Source organism: Chelatococcus reniformis (assembly GCF_014640075.1).
Taxonomy (GTDB): Bacteria; Pseudomonadota; Alphaproteobacteria; order Rhizobiales; family Beijerinckiaceae; genus Camelimonas; species Camelimonas reniformis.
The window spans coordinates 523,075-544,868 of sequence record NZ_BMGG01000001.1; the positions used below are offsets into that span (position 1 = coordinate 523,075).

General features: G+C 70.0%; 3 protein-coding genes. All 3 read right to left on the bottom strand.

What is annotated here, in order from left to right; translation table 11 throughout:
* Positions 1-51 precede the first annotated feature (51 nt).
* The 3 genes from IEW34_RS02295 to IEW34_RS02305 are packed head-to-tail and all read right to left on the bottom strand — an operon-like array spanning position 52 to position 21,793.
* On the bottom strand, positions 52-5,889 hold the full coding sequence (locus IEW34_RS02295; RefSeq protein WP_188607489.1) for an SDR family NAD(P)-dependent oxidoreductase: 5,838 nt from the start codon (positions 5,887-5,889) through the stop codon (positions 52-54).
* Complete coding sequence (locus tag IEW34_RS02300; protein WP_188607490.1) at positions 5,886-13,649, bottom strand: type I polyketide synthase; 7,764 nt, start codon at positions 13,647-13,649, stop codon at positions 5,886-5,888. The genes IEW34_RS02295 and IEW34_RS02300 overlap by 4 nt, the downstream gene beginning before the upstream one ends.
* Positions 13,646-21,793, bottom strand: coding sequence for a non-ribosomal peptide synthetase (locus IEW34_RS02305; RefSeq protein WP_188607491.1), 8,148 nt, complete (start codon positions 21,791-21,793; stop codon positions 13,646-13,648). Before IEW34_RS02305 ends, IEW34_RS02300 begins: the two co-directional genes overlap by 4 nt.
* Position 21,794: the final 1 nt, after the last annotated feature.

Consider the following 21,794-nt stretch of genomic DNA (forward strand, 5'->3'; position numbering starts at 1 on the left):
CCTGGCGCGCTTGTCTTCGTATGGGCCGGTACTGAACTCGTATGAAGCCGCTCACGCCGCATCACGCGTGCGCCCCGGCTCATCCGCAAGATAAGGCGCCAGTTGCTGCGCCAGGCGCCTTGCCCCCTCTGGATCCAGCAGGATGGACATGTGATTTCCCTCCAGATCGACCCGCGTCACGGGTTGCGAGGTGTACCGGTCGAGCTCGCTGTGCAGCGCGTCGGAGGCGCCGCTTGCGCCGGCCCGAAACAGCACCGCCGGTGACGCCATCATCGTCGGTCGGTAGCGATAGCCCATCACCGTATTGCGGTTGAACAGGCGGAGCGCGCGACCGACGTTCCGCCAGAACGTCGGCCCCAAGCGCAGCTTGCGCGGCTCCGCCGGCAGCTCGATGCCGATGAGCCGCGCGAGGGCCGCGAGCTCGGCATAGGAACGCGGAACACGAACGCTGGCGAGGTAGCCGCCGATGCGCCACAGGCCCTTCGCGTAATTGGCGGGATTGCGCGTTCGCATCGGATTGTCGGTTTCCATCACGGCGCAATCAAAAAAGGCGACCAGCGCCACAGACTGCCCGGCGGCTTCCAGCTGGCACGCCATTTCGAAGGCGACCGGACCGCCGGACGACCAGGCGCCGATCCGATAAGGGCCGATTGGCTGCACAGCCCGCATGGCGGCAACGTAGAGGGTCGCCAGTTCCTCGACGGTCCCGACCGGCTCGCTCGCGTCGAGCAGACCCGGCGCTTGGAAGCCATACAGCGGCTGGTCGAACCCCAGGTGTCCGGCCAGATGGAAATAGCACCACGGACTGCCGCCCGCCGGATGGACGCAGAAAAGCGGCGCGCTCCGCCCCTCCGGCTGGATCGCCACCAAACACTCGGGAAGCTGAGCATGGTCGCCGGGCGCCTGCGCGTCGATCCAGCCGGCCATGCCCGCCAACGTCGGCTTCTCGAACAGAATCCGCAGGGGCAGGTCCACGCCGAAGGTCTCCCGTACCTTGTGGACCAGCCGGGCCGCAGCGAGCGAGTGGCCACCCACCGCAAAAAAATTGTCGGATGGCTTGAGGCCGCGGCGATCGAGCAGGTCGCCCCAGACGGCCCGCAACCTGTCCGTCGTGTCGCTCGCCCCGCCGGCGGCATCGGCGGCGCCCACCAGGCCGGCCAGGGCATCTCGGTCGACGCTTCCGTCGGCCGTTCGCGGCAGGACATCGAGCACGGTGAGCCGGCAGGAGGTCTCGACGCCAAAGGCATCGCGAACCGAAGCGCCCGCCGCCCCGCGCCCGCCGGGGCGCAGGGCGGCAAAGCCGGCGAGTTCGCTCAGGGCGCGGGGCGGCGTGTTCGATCGCGATCGGATCATCGGTCTTGCCTCGTCCAACCCGATCGACACGGCCGGCATGCCCATGGCGAGCGCCCCATCCAAGGAGGCCAGGGCCTCGGCGACGGATAGCGCTCGATAGCCGCGAGCCGCCGCGAACTCGTCCTGCCCCATCGCAGCGCTCATGCCGAGATCGCGCCATCGGCTCCAATGGATGGTGAACGAGCGGACCCCCGCGCTCCGCTCGCCGAGCGCCGCGTTGCCGAGGGCATAGGCGCCCGCGCCCGTCGCGCCGAACAGCGCGTTGACCGAGGACCAATTGACGACAAAGCTCCCCGGCCGGCGGCCCATGAGATCGTTCAGGACGCGCGCGCCGACGGCCTTGGGGCGAAATGCCTCCATCAAGCCGGCCGCCGTCTCCTCGGCCAGGGATCGCGCAGCACTCGTCCCGGCGAGATGGAATGCGCCCTCGATCGGCCCGCCCAACAGCTCTTCCGCGGCCGCAACGGCTTGGGCCATGGCCATGTCATCAGCCACATCGGCCTGACGATAGAGGACCTGGGTCGCCGTCTCCGGCGGCCAGAGGGATGCAAAATCGGCAGGACAAGGCTCGCGGCCGACGATGAGGATGTGGGCCCGGCAGCGCGCCAGCAGGTGCCGCACCACCTGGCGGCCGACTGCGCCATGACCGCCGGTGACGAGGTAGCGTCCGTTCCAGCGCAGCCGGACGGCATCGTCCCCCGTCACAGCCGCGTCGATGGATTCAAGGCGCGGGACGACACGCCGTCCCTGCCGCCAGGCGCATTCGGCCTCGCTGCGGCTGCCCACGATCTCGTCCGCGATCCAGGTCCAGCCGCCTTCTTCGCTCGCCGCCGAGTCGATATCGATCTGGCGGCACGACAGCAGCGGATGCTCGGACGCCGCCGTCCGCAACAGGCCGCGCAGGCCGGCCGCAACCGGATCCACCGCGTCCTCCGCGACGGCAAGGCCCCGGCGCGTCGCCACGACGATGTCCAGGTCTCGCCGGCACGCCGCCGACGCCTGGAGCAGCGCCAGCACCGCGCCGAAAGTGGAGACCGCCCGGCGGCCGAGAGCGTCGGCATCGGCGTCGGCCGTGCTCGTCGCCAACCAGCGGAGATCGACGATGCGATCGACCGCTCCGCCGGGCCCGCCCGCGTCGGCGAACAGGGCCGCGTGGTCGGTCTGCGAACCCGGATCGAGGGCATAGCGGCGTGGGCCGAGCCGCGCAAACCGGGGGCCCCCTGTCACGCGCCAGACGGGAACGCCCCTCGCCGTCAGCAGTTGCTCGACGGCGGCGGCGGCTCGGTCGCTCGCGAAGAGGAGGACGCCGCGCGGCATTGTCTCGGGCCGTTCGGCTTGCGACGGCACCCATAACTCGTGATGAAACCAGGCCGGAAGCGTGGGAGCGCCTGCTTCCGTTTCAAGTCGTGCGGCCAGAGCATTGCGCAGCTGGGTACGCTGGATTTTGCCGCTGGTCGTCTTGGGGAAGGCCTCCGGCGCCAGGGGCAGCACGTGGGCCGGGGCAAGCCCTGACCGCGCCGCAACCGCCGTCCGGATGGCATCGGCGACGATGGCGGCGTCGGTGCCTTCGCGCGGCACGAAAAAGACGGCCAGCGCCTCGCTGCCGGTCGCGGCGTCGGGAACGCTGCAAGCCGCCGAAAACGTCGGGCGGACACCATCCACCGTATTCACGATGTCTTCGATCTCGAAGCAATAGAAGTTCGCGCCGTTGACGACGATCATTTCCTTCGTGCGGCCGGTCAGCACCAGCCGGCCGTCGAGGATGAAACCGAGATCGCCGCTATTGAACCATCCCCCGCCGGCGAACGCCTCCCGATTGGCTTCCGCGTTTTCGAGGTATCCCGGCGTGATGACGCTGCCCTTGATCTGGAAGCGGCCGATCCTGCGCTCGGGCAGCACGGCGCCGTCCTCGTCGGCGATGCGGATGGCGACGCCGGGCATCGGCGGCCCCAGCCGCACGAACGCGACCGCGTCCCGCGCGTCGCCGGCCACGACATCGAGATCGCGTTCGAGCGTGTGCTTGTCGACCCAGACGACCGAGTGCGCCGGATCGAAGTCCGCCTCGTAGGTCATGCAGGTGCACGCCTCGGCCATGCCGAACGCGGGCTGCATCACCTGCGCACGCACCCCGAACGGAGCGGTGGCGTGCAGAAACTCCCGGCAGACAGCCAGCGTGACCTGCTCGCCCGCGTTCATCAGGCTCTTCAGGGACGCGAGGTTCCAGCGGCGCTCCGGCGCGCGCCGCAGCGCAGTGGCCACCAGCTTGAAGCCGAAATTCGGCGCCCAGCTGCGCGTGACCTGGTAGCGCTCGATGAGGTCGAGCCAGCGCAAGGGGTCGGCCAGCACATCGGCAGTCGACGCCTGCACCTGTTCGCAGCCCAGATAGACATCGCGCAGATGCCACGTCAGCATCGGCACGACGTGGTCCATCGGCAGCCAGTTCAGCGAAACGTCGGCGGCGCTGTAGCCGGCCACCTCGCGGGACCCCTGGATGTGGGCGACGACCCCGCGGTGGGTGATGGGAATGCACTTGGGCGTGCCGGTGCTCCCCGAGCTTAGCTGCAGGAACAGGATGTCGTCCGGCTCGGCCAGGTGCGGCGTGGCCAACTGCGGCGCGGCCAGGCGCTCCGCGCAGGCCAGACCCTCGAACGCCAGCACATGTGGGGCGGCATCGCCATAGCGATCGAGCCCGTGCAACGCCGCAGCGATATCCACAGGCGCGATGATCGGCGGCCGCGCCAGCAGCTCCCACGCGGCGAGCAGTTTGGCGACGAGCGCCGTGCGCTCGCCGAAGGTGGGGCTGACGGCGACCGTGACCGGCTGCACCCCGGCGAGCACACAGCCCCAGAATGCCGGAAGGTGGCGGCGCACGTCGGCCAGTTGGAGAATGGCCCTGTCGCCCGGCCGCAGGCCCGCCGCGGCCAATCCGGCGCCGATACCGGTCGCTTCCCGCAGCAGGTCCGCGTTGCTCAACCGGGTTTCGGTGCCGTCTGCGGCAACGAACAGCACACCGCGCGCCGGGTACCGCTCGACGGTCCGCAGCAGCGCCTCCGTCATCGACCGCGGGGCATCCGTCGCGATCGTCAGCGGGCCGCCGTCGGCGAGCGCGGCCGGGCGGCCCCTGTCGCGCGGCGGTGCTTGACGGTCGGGCATATCGCGCCGCGGCGGCAGGAGCGGCACCGTGACCGGATTTCGCTCCGGCCACGTCATCGGGCGCAGCAGAACAGCCGCTCCCGCTACACCGGCAGCCGCCGAGAGGGCCGCCTCGCAGCGGCGCGCGAGATCCTCGTCGACCACGGGAAGCTCGGCCAGCGCCGCTTCGTCGACCGTGCCCGCCTGCGTCAGCGCCAGGTTGGTGACGCCAACCCAGTCGTGCGGTCTCTGCCAGGGCGCCAGGTGCTCGTCCGCGCCGGCGCGCCAGGCTTCGAGCGCCGGCTCCCCGCTCCCGACCACGTAGGCCACCAGCCGCTCGCGGCCTTGATCGTCACGCCGCGCCAGCACGCGGCAGGCGGCGATGCCGGGCAGGCCGGCGAGCGTCTCCTCGATCGCGCGCAGGCTGATGCGCAGGCCGCCCTCCCCCGCCCGTCGCACGCCGCCCGCGCGGCGCTCGATCCGGCCGTCCGCGCGCCGCCGCGCGCGCTCTCCGACGGGATGAAGCGCTTCGCCGCCAGGGCGGCGCACATACAGGTCACCAACGGCGCCTGTGGGTACCGGCTGCCCCCTGCCGTCGAGGATCTGCACTTCGGCGCCGGGAATGGAGGGGCCGTCATCGCCTGGCTGCAGGAGGATGGGGCCGCCGGCCTCGGGCACATGCCAGAACACATCGGCTGAAGCCGGTGCCGTGTCCGTCAAGGCGCCGGCCGCTCCCGTGGCGCCGGGTTCGACGTCGACGGTCGCGCCGCGCGTCAGCGGATAGAGCAGCGAGGTCACGAAAGCCGTGTCGTGCCAGGAGCCGGCGAACCGGGACCTGCTCGTGCCCGCCAGCGGCCGGACCGTTCGGAGCCATGCCAGCCGTTCGGCGACGGCGCGTGCCGGCACGGACACCGGCGACACATCCGGCCAGATCACCGCGAACGCTCCCGCCGCGGCGCCCGCCATCTCGCGGCAGCCTGGGGCGGCTTCGAGGCCGTCGTCGGTGATGGTGCAGGCCAAGCCCTCACGCATGCGATCCAGCCGAAGCGGCGCGTCCTCGGCTTCGAGCGGACACCATGCTGCGCCGGCCTTGGCAACCCCGATCAGCGCCGCGAGGGCCGACGGTGAGCGCCTCACCGCCAAGCCGACGCACGCGCCGGGACCGACGCCGCGTTCACGCAACACATGCGCCCGAGCGGATGCCTGCTCGGCGAGCTCGGCGTAAGTCAGCGCCACGATGCCGTCGGTGACCGCCGTGACATCGGGGGTCAGCCGCGCTTGGCGATCGAACAAGGCCACGAAGTCGTCCGCGTCGGCCCGCCCCCGCCCTTCGGCCAGCAAGCGCGCCAGCAGGGCACGCTTCTGGGCCGACGATGGATCGGGGGTGGTGCCGACGGTGGTCATGGCGTGCTCTCGGCCCCCTCTTCGCCCATCTCCCGAAGCAGGGCTTCGACTTCCTCGTCACTCAGGCTCTCGATGCGCTTCAGCGCATCGGCAAGGCCGGGCTCCGGGCTCGGCGCCCAAGGCCTGGGGCCGTCGGGTTCGGACAGCGGCACGCGCGAGAGGGCGATATCGGGGTCGGCGACCATCGCACGCAGGACGCTGGCGAACTGCGTCTCGATGTGGGCGACGGTGGCGCTATCGAACAGATCCTTGTTGTAGATGAACGAAACGGACAGGCCGCGATCGGTATCCCAGACGTGGATCTCGAGGTCGAAGCGCACCGTGCCGTTGTCGAGGTCCCACATCGGCCCAATGCGCAGGCCGCCGGCTTCCAGATCGTCCGCCGGGACCCCTCGCTGCAGCACGAGAATGACGTCGCAGAGAGGATTTCGCCCGGCCACGCGCGGTGGCTGCAAGTCCTCGACCAGCCGATCGAACGGCAGGTCCTGGTGCGCGAGGCCCTGCCCGACGCAGATGGCCTCACGGGCCAGTTGCTCGCGCACGGAGAGGTCGCCCGACAGGTCGCTGCGAAACACCACCATGTTCGAGAAGAAGCCGATCAGTCCCTCGATCTCCGGACGATCGCGATTGGCGACCAGGGACCCGACGATCAGGTCGGTCGCGCCAGTCAGCCGGTGCAGCAGGATCTTGAACCCGGTCATCAGGGCGGCGAACAGGCTTGTCCCCGCCGAGCGGCCAAGCCCTTTGAGCCCATCCGCCAGCGCTGGCGGCAGCATGACGCTGAAGGCGCCGCCGCGATGCATGGCGGTCGCCGTTCGGGGACGATCGGTCGGCAGATCGAGAACCGGCAGGGGCGCGGAAAGATTTGCCGACCAATAGTCGAGCTCTTCGGATGCTCGCTCGCTGGTCAACCAGTCGCGCTGCCATACGGCGAAATCGGCATACTGAACGGGGAGCGGCGGCAGCGCGGGCCGGTCGCCGGCGACGAGCGCGCGATAGCTGGCGCCGAACTCCTGCATCAGCACCACGGCCGACCAGCCGTCCGTGATGATGTGATGCATGGCGACGATGGCGCGGTGCAGTTGCGGCCCCAGCCTGAGCAGCGTCACGCGCAGCAGCGACGGTTGATCGAGAGCGAAGGCGCGTCCGGCCTCCCCCGCTACGACCTCGTCCACCCGCGCCGTCCGCTCGGCCTCGGGAAGACCTTCCAGATCCTCGAACGCGATCGGAGAGGCGGCCTCCGCTGCGATCCGTTGCACCGGTTCGCCGTCGACGACGACGATACGCGTCCGCAACGAGCCGTGGCGACGCACGATCTCGGCGAAGGACGCCTCGAAGGCACCGCGATCGAGCGAACCTTCGAGATAGAGCGAGAACGTGACGGTGTAGAACGCGGATGTCGGATCGAGCTGCGCCAGGAACCACAGGCGGTGCTGGGCAAACGAGAGCGGCGCCTCGGCGAGGCCCAGGGGCGCGATGCGGGCGGCGGCAGACGCGCTTTCGCCCGACCCGAGCCGCGTGCCGATCACCTCGACGAGTTGGTCCAGGCTTCCTGCCTGGATCATCTCGGACACCGGCAGATCGATCTCCAGGTCCGTCCGCAGCCGGTTCCTCAACTGGATGGTGACGAGCGAGTCGAGGCCGAGCTCGACCAGCGGCTGAGCCTGGGCGATCGCTTCACCCGCATCGAGCCGCAGCAGGCGCGCGACGACGCCCTCGAGATAGGCGAGCAGGTTCGTCTTGCGCACGGCATCGTCGCCGGAGCGAAGGGCGACGCGCAGGCTCGCGAATTTCGCCGCATCGGCCGCCCGTTGCGCCAGGTCGCGCTCGACGTCCGCGAGCAGCGACAGGCGGCGCGGAAGCCCTTCGAAGTAGAGAGCCCAGGGGAACGGCACCACCCCCACTTCTGGCGAGCCGTCGCGCAGGAGATCGCCGAGGATTCGCAAACCGGTCTCCGGCGGAATGCTGCCGCCATGGGAGAGCTGAGCCGCCACGGCGCGGCCCGTCGCCATACCGGTCTCGGCCCAGCCGCCCCAATTGACGGTGAGGGCCTTGAGCCCCTGCGACAGGCGCAGATGCGCCAGCGCGTCGAGACAGGCGTTGGCTGCCGCGTAGTTCGCCTGTCCGGGCGCGCCCAGCAGCGAGCCGAGCGACGAAAACATGACGAAGAGGTCGATCTCGCGATCTCGCGTTGCCTCGTGCAGATGCCAGGCGCCGCGAACCTTGCCGGAGAACGCACGCGCGATGCGCTGCCGATCGAGCGCCGTCACCACGCCGTCATCGAGCACACCGGCAGCGTGGATGATGCCGCGCAGCGGCGGCATGGCGGCCGCGATCGTTTGCAGCAGCTGATCGACTTGCGAGCGATCGGCGATGTCGGCCGCGAAGGTGCGCACGTCCGCGCCCGCGGCGCGCAGAACCGCCAAGTCCTGCTCGATGTCGGCGTCGGGCGTCCGGCGCCCGACCAAGGCGAAGTGGCGTGCGCCGCGCTGCGCCAGCCACGGTGCGATCAGCCGCCCGATACCGCCGAAGGCTCCCGTCACCAGATAGGTCGCGTCCGACCGGATGTCCTGGCCGCGTTCGCCCGGCTGCGGGGCCGCCAGCACGAGCTTGCCGATATGCCGCGCCTTCTGCATCAGGCGCATGGCGTCGAGCGCCTCGCGCGCCGGGTAGACCGAGGTGATCGGACGGCCGAGATCGCCCGCGTCGATATGCTTGAGCGCCCCCGCCAGCAGCGATCGCACCAGCTGCGGCTCCTCCACGGCCGTCTCGTCGAAATTGACGATGGCGTAGGCGATGTCCGGGCGCTCCGCCCTGGCCGCCTCGACCGTCCAGATGTCGCGCTTGCCGATCTCGACGAAATGGCCGCCGGGCTTCACGACCGAGAGGCTCGCCGGGATCGCGTCGCCGCCAAGGCTGTTGAGCACGATGTCGACGCCTTGTCCGGCGGTGGCCGCCATGATGTCGGCCGCAAAGTCGACGGTGCGCGAGTTCATGACATGGCGAATGCCCAGCGAGCGCAGCAGGTCGTGCTTCTGCGGGCTCGCGGTGGCATAGATCTCGGCGCCCGCCATTTGGGCGATACGGATCGCGGCGAGGCCCACCCCGCCGGTTGCGGAGTGGATCAGCACCTTGTCGCCGGTTTTGATCCCGGCGAGATGGTGCAGGCCGTACCAGGCCGTCAGATAGACGATCGGCAAGCCGGCCGCCTCCACCAGCGGCATGTTCGCAGGCGCCTTGAAGACCACCGCCGCGGGCAGCGTCACATGGCTGGCGAAGGTTCCGTAGTGGAGCGCCACGACCTCGTCGCCGGGCCGCAGGTCGGCGACGCCCGGTCCGACCCGCACGACACGCCCGGAGCACTCGCCGCCGAACGGTCCGGCCTCGCCGGGGTAGAGACCCATGGCGTTGAGCACGTCGCGAAAATTGAGCCCCATGCCCACCACTTCGAGCTCGACTTCGCCCGCGGCGGGCCTGCGACGCTCGAGCGGCAGCACCGCCAGCCGATCCAGTCCGTGCTCGGGTGCCTTGTCGATGCGGTAGGGTGTCGACGGCAGGTCAATGCGCCCGCGATCGGCCTCGTGCCGCCGCAGCCGCGTCACGAGGCGCCCACCGTCGCGATGCGCGACCTGCTGCTCCGATCCGATCGATGCCAGTTCGTCCACGATGGCGGCGACATCGAGCGGCGCGGCCGGATCAAGATCGAGCGACAGACATGGCATCTCCGGAAACTCGTGCCAGACGGTCCGCACGAGACCCCACAGCGAAGCCGCCGCCAGATCGCGCACACCGGTCTGCGCATCGATGCCGCCCTGCGCGCCACAGGTGACGACGGCGAGCGGCACGCCACGCGTCAGATCCGCGGCGGCCATCGCCTGCACCAGCTCGAGCAGATCTCCGGCCGCCTGCTCGGCGCCCTCGGCCATCGATTGACCGGAGGGCTGTACGGCGCGCAGGTCGGCCACGCCGGCAATCGGGCCCGCGGCCAACGCCTGCCCAAGATCCTCGCCGGACACCGCTACGGCCCGACCGCCGCGCTCGGTGATGGCAGCGGCAACCGGCGCGGCAGCGCCCGTGCCGCCGTCGACGACGACCCATCGTCCGCGCCCGAACGGAACGGTGGTCGCGGCGGTTTCGGCGGGCTCCCACACGACGTCGTAGAGCCAATTGTCCACGGCATCGGCAGCCGATTGCAGAACGACGTCTCGCGTCACGCGCCGCGACTGCAGCCCGTCGATCTCGACGGCCAGGCGGCCCTCGCCGTCGAACAGGCGCAGGCGCGATTCCTGGTCGCCGGGGGCCTGCGGATCCGGGCCCTCGCTACGGCCCAGCAGTTGCGCGTGGCACCAGAACGTGTCGGGCGCCGGCGCGTGAAGCGTCAGCCGCCGCAGGGTGACCGGCAAAAACGTATCGCGGTCGTCGCGCGCGCCGAAGGCGGCGCCCAGGGCCTGAAAGCAGGCGTCGGAGAGCGCGGGATGCAAGTGATAGGCGTTTGCGCTACCGGCCGCGGCCGGTAGCACGATGTGGGCCAGCGTCTCTCCCGCGCCGGCGCGCAAGGCCCGAATGCCACGAAACGCCGGCCCGTAGTCCAATCCGCGCGAGCGATAATTGGCATAGACAAGGTCGACCGGGAGCGGCTCTTCGCAGCGCGCCTGCGCATCGTCGAGGTCCTCGACCGGGCTCTCGATCGGCGCCGGCCTCACGGTCCCGCTGCAATGAAGCGTCCAATCGTCCCCGTCTTCGGTTCCGCTGAAGATCTGAAAACCGAGTTCCCGCGGCCCGGCCGGCGAGAACAGCGTCTGGACGATGCGGTCGCCCTCTTCGGGCAGCGTCATGGCCTGCTTGAACTGAACGTTTTCGAGCGTCAGCAGTTGGGCGGACAGCAGCCGCGCGCCGCCCGCGAGGGCCATTTCCAGGTAGGCGGCCGCGGGCAGGACGGCCGCATTGAACACCCGGTGATCGCCGAGATAAGCCGGGTTGCCGCTCCCCACGATTGCCTCGTAGCGGACGTTCCTGGTGCCCGCCTGGCGAAGCCTCTGGCCGAGCAACGGGTGGGTCTCGCCGGTGCCGACGCCGCGGACCGGCCCGTCGCCGGTCGCCTTCGGCGCGCTCCAGAACCGGCGGCGCTGGAACGCATAACCGGGCAGGCGCAAACGCGTGCGGGCGTGCCCGGCGTCGAACGCGGCCCAATCGATCGGTGCCCCCGCGCAATAGAGCCGGCCGAGGGTGTCGAGCATGGATGGCCAGTCCTTCCCGGCCCGCGTCAGGCTGGGCAACCAATGGAGCGCGCTCGGCGCGCCGCCATCGACGGCTTCGCGGCCCAGGCCGCACAGGACAGGGCGAGGTCCCATCTCCACGAAGGCGTTGGCGCCGGCGGCGACGGCGGCACGAATGCCGTCGCGAAAGCGCACGGGGGCCAGAATGTGCTCGCACCAATAGTCGGCGCCGGCGAGCGCCTCGCGCTCGAGCCTGCCGGTGACATTGGAGAGGATCGGCAGGTCCGGCATGCGGTACTGGACGCGCGCGGCGATGGCGCGGAACGGGCCCACGACCGGCCGCATCAGGGGCGAGTGAAACGCGTGGGACGTCGTGAGCGCCCGCGCCCTGACGCCCCGCCGCTCGAAGGCCGCGGCGATCGCTTCGACCTCGGCCCGGCTGCCGGAGATGACCGTGCTGGCATCGCCGTTCACCGCTGCGACCGACACCGATGCCGCATGCGGCTCGACTGCGGCGCGAACGGCGTCCTCCGCCGCGAAGACGGTCATCATCAAGCCGTCGCGGGGCAGCGCCTGCATGAGGCGCCCGCGCGCCGCGATCAGGGCCAGGCCGTCCTCCAGCGAGAACACCCCGGCAACGGCGGCCGCGGCGAACTCGCCGACGCTGTGGCCGAGCAGCATGGTCGGCTGCAGCCCCCAGGCGCGCCACAGGTCCGCCAGGGCGAACGACAGGCTGAACAGGGCCGGCTGCGTATAGGCGGTCTCGTCGACCAGGCTGTCCTCTCCCGCCGCCGGGAACATCACCTGGAGCAGCGGCCGATCGAGGTGGGGGCGCAGCAGCGCATCGCAGCGATCCAGGGTGGCGCGAAAGCGCGGCGAGGTGTCGTAGAGATTCCGCCCCATCCGCGCGTACTGGGCACCCTGTCCGGTGAACAGGAAGACCGTGTCGGGCGGGCCCTCACGAACGTCGCCGCGGAGCGCCTCGTCGCCGCCTTCGGCAAAGGCCTGCAAAGCCGCGGCGATGTCCGGCACCGTGCGCCCCTGCACGGCCAGCCGCGTCGGAAAGGGCTGCCGCGCCGCCATCGTGTAGGCGACGTCGCCGGGCGCTGCTGCGTCGTCCTCATTCAGCCTCTCGGCAAGCTTGAGGGCCGCCTCGCGCAGCCCCGCTTCGCTCCGCGATGACAGCGGTACCAGGTGGTGCGTGCGATCGACTGCCGCGCTCTCGCCCCCCTGCCGCGGTCGACCTGCAGGCGGCTGCTCCACGATCACATGGACGTTGGTGCCGCCCATGCCGAACGAGTTCACCGCGGCCCGGCGCGGCCCTTCGTCATCCGACCAGGGCGTCAGCCGGTCGACGACACGAAACGGTGTGCGGCCGAAGTCGATCTCGGGATTGGGCGTTTCGAAATGGAGGCTCGCGGGCACGACACCCAGCTTCACGGCCAGAGCCGCCTTGATCAGCCCCGTCACGCCGGCCGCCGATTCCAGGTGGCCGACGTTGGTCTTGACCGAGCCGATGCCACATGGCTGGGCGCGGCCGCTGCCGTCGCCGTAGGCCTGGGTCAACGCCCTCACTTCAATCGGATCGCCGATGGGCGTCGCGGTCCCATGCGCCTCGACATAGCCGATCGTCTCCGGCGCCACGCCGGCCTGCGCCAGCGCGCTGGCGATGACGCGGGCCTGACCGTCGACGCTCGGGGCGGTGAAGCCGACCTTGTCGTCTCCGTCGTTGTTCACGCTCCAGCCGCGGATGACCGCATGAATCGGATCGCCATCGGCGAGGGCGTCCGCAAGGCGCTTCAGCGCCACGATGCCCACCCCGCTGCCGAAGATCGTGCCTTGCGCCTTGGCATCGAAGGTGCGGCAGTGACCGTCGGGCGACAGGATGCTGCCCTCCTCGTAGAGATAGCCGGTCTTGAGCGGCAGCTTGACCGTGACGCCTCCGGCGAGAGCGACGTCGGCCTGGAGGTTGAGCAGGCTGTCGCAGGCCATGGCCACGGCCGTGAGCGACGTCGAGCAGGCCGTCTGGACGCTGACGCTGGGGCCGCGAAGACCCAGCTTGTAGGAAACGCGCGTCGCCAGGTAGTCCTTGTCGTTGCCCAGGACGGTCTCGAGCGCCCCGGTCGATCCGATCTCGCTGCGCAGATTGAGCAGACCGTAGGTCGAGAAGCTGGCCCCGCCGAACACCGCGATCTGACCGAGGAAGCGCGCCGGAGCGATCCCGGCATCTTCCAGCGCCAGCCAGGCGTGCTCGAGAAAGAGCCGCTGCTGCGGATCCATCAGCTCCGCCTCGCGCGGACTGACGCCGAAGAAGGCGGCGTCGAACAGCTCCACATCCTCAAGGTAGGAGCCCGCCTTCACATAATTCGGGTGACGCAGGACCTCGGCGGGAATGCCCGCCGCAAGCAGCTCCTCGTCCGTGAATTGCGTGATGCTCTCCCGGCCATCGACGAGCGAGCGCCAGAAGCTGGGGATGTCGGGACTGCCGGGAAAGCGTCCGCTCATCCCGACGATGGCGATGCAGTCGTCCGTGTCGACGCTCATGACGCGATGTCCGATCGATTGACGTCGGCCGCGCTCCGACGGCGCGCAAGGCGCTTGGTGCGCTCGCTGCGCGCGCGCTCGACCCGCGCCCGAATGTCGGCGGCGTCGAGCTCTGCCCCCTGACCGTCGAGAAAGGCCGAGAGGCGGCGGATCGATGGGTTCTGGAAGATATCCACGAGTGGAAAGCTGCGATCGAGCGCGGATTGCAGCTGGCGATGCATCTGCACCAGATGGATCGAATTGGCGCCGAGGTCGAAGAAATTGGCATCGATCCCGACACCTCGCGGCCCCTGGTGGCCGGCCCCCCCTTCGCCGAGCACAGCCTCGACCGCTGCGGCAATCGTCTTTTCCAGCTCGGTCCGGGGCGGCGCGCCGGCGTCCGCGGCCACCGTCGCTCCCAGCTTTGGCAGCGCCTCGCGATCGACCTTGCCGTTAGCCGTGCGCGGCAGGTGGTCGAGGAACACGAAGGCGGACGGGACCATGTAGTCCGGCAGCTTACGGCCCATCCACGCCCGCATCGCCTCGGCGTTGGCCCCCGCCTGCGGTGCCTCCTCCGGCGACCAGCTCGACAGTTGATCGGCCGCGATCGCCCCGCCAGCCATGCTGTGGAGCACCGCGTGGCCCTCGTCGAGCCCGAAGGCCGTCAGCGTTGTAGCCTCGTCGACGAAGCCGAGCGGGCAAAGCCCGATCCCTGCATCGGCCGCTGCTCCCGCCAGAAGCTGCCCGATGTAACCCGCCTCCAGCAGACAGAAATCGCGCCACAGCGGGCCATAGAGCGGCTCCACGGCGCTGCGCTTGCCGACGAGCACGATCGTGAAGGCCGCGGTCGTCACGATGCCCCGGTTGGCTCGCGGATAGTGGGCCGACAGGTCGGCGGCGGCGCCGACGGCGACGAGGCGATGGCCGGGCGGATCGTAATAGTAGGTTCCGCCCGCCAACCCGGCCACGGCCCCCGCCTTCACGGCAACATAGGCCTGCACGGGGTAGAGCGAGCCCGCCGAGGGATAGAGCATCTTCGGCAAGGCGGAGCCGACGACCGGCATCGGCTGCAGCACGCCGAGCCAGGCGGCGAAGCGGTCGAGCAATATCGGCTCCGGCTGGAAATGCCTGATGCTCTGGCGCCGGAGCCAGGTGGCCGACCGCTCGTCCGCGAAGGCGGCCCCGGGCAATGGGATCGCACCGGCTCCCGCGGGCGTCTCGCGCAACCCACGACGGCCGAGCTTGAACGTCAGCCGTTCGATCGGATCGAGCAGGACACCCGCCGTGCTGAGCTCGGCGCCGACGTCCGGCCCCTCCTCCGACCGCCGCGTCAGATAGGCCGCAAGCGTCCGGCGCCCGGCTGTGTCGGCCGGCGCAGTGACCACCACGTCCATCACGTCGGCGTGCTGGCGCAGCACCGCCTCGACTTCGCCCAGCTCGATGCGATACCCGTTGATCTTCACCTGGCCGTCGCGGCGCCCCAGGAATTCGATGTTTCCATCCGGCAGATAGCGTCCGTAGTCGCCAGTCCGGTAAAGCCGCTCCCCTGTTCGGGGGTGACGCACGAAGGCAGCCGCCGTCTTCTCGGGATCCTTCCAATAGCCGTCGGCGAGGCCGATGCCGCCGATGTAGAGTTCGCCGGGCACCCAGTCCGGGGCCGCTTGCAGCTCCCCGTCGAGGACATGCGCGGTCTGGTTGGCGAAGGGCTTCCCATAGGGAATGCTGCGCCAGGCCGGGTCCACCTCGCCAATCGGATAGACCACGGCGTTGATCGAAGTCTCGGTCGCCCCGCCCTGCCCATGCACGGCGATCGGCCCTGCCAGGGCTCTGATCCGGTCGGGCAGCGAAACGGGGATCCAGTCTCCGCTCATGATGACGGTGCGCAATGTCGCCGGCCATCCCTGGCCGCCGGCCACGCCCTGTTCCTCCAGCGCCTCGACCAGCATCTGCATCAGCAACGGCACGGATTGCCACACCGTCACGCCATGCCTGCGGGCCAGCTCCGCCATGTGGCTCGTATCGCGCAGCTTGTCGGCATCCGGCACCACCACCGCGCCGCCGGCCGACAGCGGGCCGAACATGTCGAACAGGGACAAGTCGAAACTGAGGGCCGAGAGCGCCAGTGTGCGATCATGCGGGCGCAAGTCGTAGCGCCGGCCGAAGTCGCAGATGGTGTTGCAGATCGCCCGATGGCCGATCATCACGCCCTTGGGGACGCCGGTCGAGCCCGACGTGAACAGCACATAGGCGAGGGCTTCGCCGTCGGCGGCCGTGCTCTGCGGCCCCCCCGATGACCCGGCCAGGCCGTCGACCGCGATGGCGGTGACGCCGTCGGGCCATGTGGTCACCCGGCCGACCTCGGCTTGCGTCAGCGCGACGGCGACGTCGCAATGGCCGAGCAGGTAGTGCTGCCGCTCCTGGGGCAAGTCCGCGTCGACCGGCACGTAGGCCGCCCCCGCCATCAGCACGCCGAGCACCGCGGCGATCTGCTCCCAGCCTTTGCGCATAACGATGGCGACCAGGCATCCGGGGCCCTGGCCGCGGGCGTCCAGCAAGCCCGCGATCTCCGCCGCGCGTGCGTGAAGTTCGCCATAGGAGAGCTCGCGGCCGCTCGTCACGATGGCCGGCGCCGCCGGGCTTCTGCGGGCCCACTCGATGAAGCGCTGCTCGAGCCGAAGCGCGGGAAACGCTTCGGCGGTGTCGTTGACAGCGCCGCGCCGCGCCGCCTGGGCCGGCGGCAAGAGGTCACCCAGCGGCTCCGCCCAGCTGTCGTCCGAGGTGGCGAGTCGCTCGATCAGATCGCCATGGGCGCTTGCCATGTCGTCGAGGAAGCCGGCGGGAAAGAGCCCCTCCACCGCATCCCAATTCAGGACCAGCGAGCCGTTCCACTCCATGACCTGGTGATCGAGCCAAACTTGCGGGGTCTGCGACACGCTCTCGATCACCTCGCCGAAGCGCTGCGCCTTCTGGCCTGCCGGATCAATGTCGAGCGCGCTGGTGAAGACCACCGGCATCAGGGCCGTCGCGCCGCTGCGGCGGCGCTGCGCCAGGCCCCTCAGGACCTCGATACCGCTGATGTAGCGATGCTCCAGGTCGTCCCACAGCCTCGCCTGCAGCGCCCGGGCCCGATCCGTGAACGGGGTCGCCGCGGAGGGGGCGACCTCGAGCAGGGTCAGCGTGGTGAAATCCCCCATCAACCCGGCGACGTCGGCATGCAAGGGCAGCCGGTTAAAGGTGGTGAGGTTGAGGGTGAAGCGCGCGCTGCCGCTCCACCGCGCCAGGATCTCGGCGTAGGCCGCGATCAGCACCAGCGACGGGGTCAGGCCCGCATTGGCCGCCCGCGCCTTGAGAGCGCTCCAGCGCGCCGCATCCAGCCGTCGCGAGCGCCGGGTGAAGGCGGGCCTGCTCTGGGCTGCGAGCCCGCGGTCGACCGGAAGGTCGGGCGCCGGCGGCAAGGTATCGAGCCGGTCGAACCAGTAGTCGCGCGAGGCGCGATGGAGCTCGCCGCCCGCGAGCTCGCGCTCTGCCAGGACGTAGTCGCGGAAGCCGATCGCCAGGGGCGGAGGCGTCTCGTTCGTCTCGTATCCCCGCTTCCATTCGTCGAACAGTAGAAACAGGCTCGCCGCGTCGGCGATGAGCGCATCGACGGCCACGTGCAGGCGCACGACGCCGCCATCGAGCAGGCTGGCCTTGACGCAGAACAGCGGCCATCGGTCGAGACTGAGCGACTGGCCCGTCATGGCGCACCGCTTCGCCTCCAGCCGCTCCTTGACGACGGGGCCGGGCAGGCCGCGCAGATCGTCCGCCTCGATCGCATAGTGGGGCACCTCGGCGAGCACCTGCTGGCGCTGCTCCGACAGGATCACCGCGCGCAGCATGTCGTGGCGCTTCACCAGCCGGTTCCAGACCGCTTCGATCCTCCCCAGGTCCCAGCCCGGCTGCTCCAGCTCCAGGTAGATCTGGGTCGCCGCGTCGCCGAGCTCGAACGCGGCATTGCGGCCCATCCAGTAGGCCTCCTGGATGGGGGTGAGCGGAAAGGGCTCGTGCCACGAGGCCGGGTCCGGCTCGACCAGGGGAAGCGACGCCTCTGTGCCGGGTCTGCCCGATCCACCCTCGGCTGCATCGATGCGGGAGGCGAGGCGCGCGACGGTCGGCGCCTCGAACAGGGTGCGCAGCGGCAGGTGGACGCCGAGGGAATTGCGCAGCTCGGCAACCAGCAGGGTCGCCAGGAGCGAGTGTCCGCCGATGCGGAAGAAATCGTCGTCGGCGCCGATCGCATCGCGCTTCAACACCTCGCACCAGATCGCCGCCACGCGCCGTTCCGTCTCCGTCGCAGGCGCCCGGGACGCTGCTGCGGATTCGGACTGAGGGTCCGGCAATCGCGATCGGTCGAGCTTGCCGTTGGTCGTCATCGGCAGCGCGTCGAGCATGACGACATCGCTCGGCAACATGTAGTCGGGCAGCTGGCGCCGCAGCGCCTCGCGCAACCGCTCCGGCGTCAGCATCGGCACGAGCGCGGACGCGGTGGGCGGCGGCGGACTCTTCCGCTCGCCGCGGTGGGCGTAGACGTAGAAATTGGTTCCGGCCTCGTCCTCCAGGCGCCAGTCGCGATCGACCGCCACGGTGAAGCCATGTCGCTGCAACAGCGCCTGAACCTGCGCGAGCCGGCCGTCGATGTCGTGGACCTCGAGCGCCACCTGCCGGATCCTGGGCCAATCGGCGTCGTCGATACCGGCCAGGACCTCGAGCTCTGCCTTCTCCACGTTGATCTTCAACAGGTCGATGCGCTCGACCCCGCTTCGCGCCATGACGGCCGACAGCGTGTCGAGTTCGACCGCGAAGGTGCGGACCCGCAGGCGCTCGCCGATCAGCTCATCGAGCCCTTCGCCATCATAGGCCCGCTCGTCCCGCTCGTGCTTGCGCACGAAGGAGCGCACGACGGCCGCTTCGGCATTCCCGTCGGCATGCAGGCCGGAGAGAATGCTGAAGCCGGGATAGAACGAGAACTCGCCGGCGCCGGTCGCGGCGCCCAGGCCGATCGGATGCGCAACCGCATCCGCCCCATAGAGGTGCAGATTGGCGTCGAGCAGCGCGTACACCTCCGGATTGGGTTCGAACGCGTGCAGCTTGAGCCCGGGCGCAGCGACATGCGCCGACAAAGAGAAGAGGCCGATGTTGGCCCCCACGTCGAAGACGACGTCCCCCGCACTCAGCGCCAAGCCGTGGCGCAGATAGGCATTTCGCTCGAACATCTCCTCGTAGAGGAAGTCTGTCTCGTTGCGGTTGAGCTCGACGACCGCAAGCCCATTCGGCAACTCGCGCCGGGGCCGCCCCGCAACGAGCGGGGCGCGGGCCGCGTCGACCACGGCATAGGCGACGAGCCGCTGGTGAGCGCCCTCCCCTTGCAGCACCACGGCGGCGTCGCGCACGCCGTCGCAGCGCTCGAGCGCCGCGGCGATTTCACCGGGTTCGATCCGGTAGCCGCGCAGCTTGACCTGATCGTCTGAACGCCCATGGAAGACGAGCGCGCCGTCGTGCCGCCGACGGACCCGGTCACCGGTCCGATAGACCGGCTCCGGATCGAACGGCAGCGTGAGGAACCGTTCGCGCGTCAGACGCTCGTCCCCCGTATATCCGCGCGCCACGCCGGCGCCGCCGATGTAAAGCTCTCCGATGGCGCCGATCGGGACCGGCCGCCCGATGTCGTCGAGCACCAGGGCTTGCGTATTCGCCAGCGGCAGCCCGATCGTCGGAGCGCCGTCACCGATGGCGGCGACGGTCGTATCGACGGTGCATTCGGTTGGACCGTAAAGGTTGAAGAACAGCGTCGATGACGACCGCGCCAGCCGCCGCCACAATGCCTCGTCGATCGCTTCGCCGCCGACGAGCACGGCCAGCGGCACAGGCCCCGCCGCCTCGTCGAGGCCCGCATCCAGGAGCATGCGAAGATGTGTCGGCGTGACGTCGAGCACGTCGATCGCGTGCCGTTGCACGTAACGCACCAGGGCGGTCGGATCGGCGCGGGCCTCGGCCGGCACGACGTCCAATGCATGGCCAGCCAGAAGCTGGATGATCTGCTTGACGGACGTGTCGAACGCCGTCGGCCCGTTCAGTCCGATGCGAAGCTGCCGCCCGGGAAGCCCCCCATAGACCGCGTCCCCGAGGGCGCCGAACAGGTTCATGACCGATGCGTGCCGGACCGCCACGCCCCGCGGCCGGCCGGTCGATCCCGACGTGTAGATCGCGTAGGCCAGATCATCGGCGGTGACGCGGACGGAGGGCCCGGTATCCGGTTCGCCGCCGGCCGCGGCAGGCTCGCAGACGATGACGCCCTGCGGCCACGGCGCCGCGATTCCCGACACCACGACACGGGCGCCGATGTCCGCCACGATCTCGGCCTGGCGTTCGAAGGGCCAAGCCGTATCGAGAGGAACGTAAAAGGCGCCGGCCTTCAGGACGCCCAGGATGGCGACGATGAGCTCGAGCGAGCGCTCGCCCGTGACGGCGACCGGTGCGCCGGGCTCGACGCCGAGCCCGATCAAGCGGTGGGCCAGTCTGTTGCTGGCAACGGACAGCTCGTGAAAGCTCGCCGTCCGATCTCCCGAGATCACGGCCAAGGCGTCGGGCCGCTCGGCAGCAACGGCCTCGAAGGCGGCGCCGACCGTCGCGTCGAGCGCGTAGTCCCTGATCGGGCCCCGGCTCGCGGCGAGCTGCCGATCGTGGTCGGCGCCGCTGAGCAGGGCCAGCTCGCACACGTTCGCCTGGGGCCTCGCCACCGCGTCGGCGAGCAGGGCGAGCAATGCGCGCGCCATAGCCTCGATGGTGGCGCGGTCGAACAGATCGCTCGCGTACTCGAACGTTCCTGTAAGCGCCTCGCCGTCGTCCTTGAACGAAAGGCCGAGGTCGAACTTGCAGGTGCCGGGGTCGACATCCAGGTAGTCGATCGACAGCCCCTCGGGGGCGATGCCGACAGGTAGGCGCTGAACATCGAACATCAGCGCCGTCCACGGCACCGGTCCCATGTCCCTCTGCTGGCGCAGCTCGGCGATCAATCGATCATGCGGATAGAGCCGGTGCGCCTGCACAGCCATCGCCCGTGCCTGCACATCGGTGAGATACGCCTCGAACGTGGCATCCCGCGGCACGGGCAAGCGCAGCACGAGCGTATTGATGAACAATCCGACGGCGCTTTCGAGTTCGGGCAAGTCGCGCACGGTCGTGGGAACGGCAAGCACCACCTCCGGCTCACCCCCGAAGCGGGCGAGGAGAAGGCCATAGGCTGCGGCAAGCACCGCGAACACCGTCGTCTCGCGGCGTTGGGCGAGATCCCGCAATGCCGCGCTCAGCGCGCCCTCGCAGCGGAACGCGACACGGCCGCCGGCTGAGCTGCGCACGGCCGCCCGTGGCCGGTCGAACGGCAGGAACGGGGGCGGCGGTGCATCCGCCAGCACCCGGCTCCAGAATGCCAGTTCACCGTCGAGCGCGCCGCCCTCCAGCCGCTGACGTTCCCATGCGGCGAAGTCGACGTAGTGAACCGGAACCGGAACCGGGACCTGCACGGGCTGCTGCGTGCCCTGCCTCGATCTGTAGTCGGCGAATATATCGCGGAACACGGCTGCCGCGGACCAGCCGTCAAGCACGATATGATGGACGACGAGGACGAGGACATGATCGTTCGGCGCAACCCGCAGGGCTGACATGCGCAACAGCGGCGGCTGTGCCAGATCGAACGGTCGGCGGATCTCGGCCGCGACGGCCGCATGGATGACGGCCGGATCGGATCCGTCGAGCGCCCGCCGCTCGACGGGCACGCGGCAATCGTCCGCGATCGCTTGGCGGGGTCCCTCCGCCGTGTCGACGATCGCTGTGCGCAAGCTCTCATGGCGGCGGACGAGGTCGGCAAGCGACTGCTCGATCCAGTCGACGTCGAGCCTGCCACGGACGCGCAGGACGACGGCCTCATTGTAGGACGAATCGCCCGGGGCGAGCTGATGCTCGAAATACAGACGCTCCTGCGCGAACGACAAGGGAAACCGCCGACCGTCGCGGGGCTGGCTCGGAATCTGGGACACCGGGGCGCCCGACGGCGCGAGCTGTTCGAGCCGCCGCGCCAGCAGGGCGCGCCGTTGCGGAGAAAGTCGTGCGAGGCGATCGTCGAGATTCATG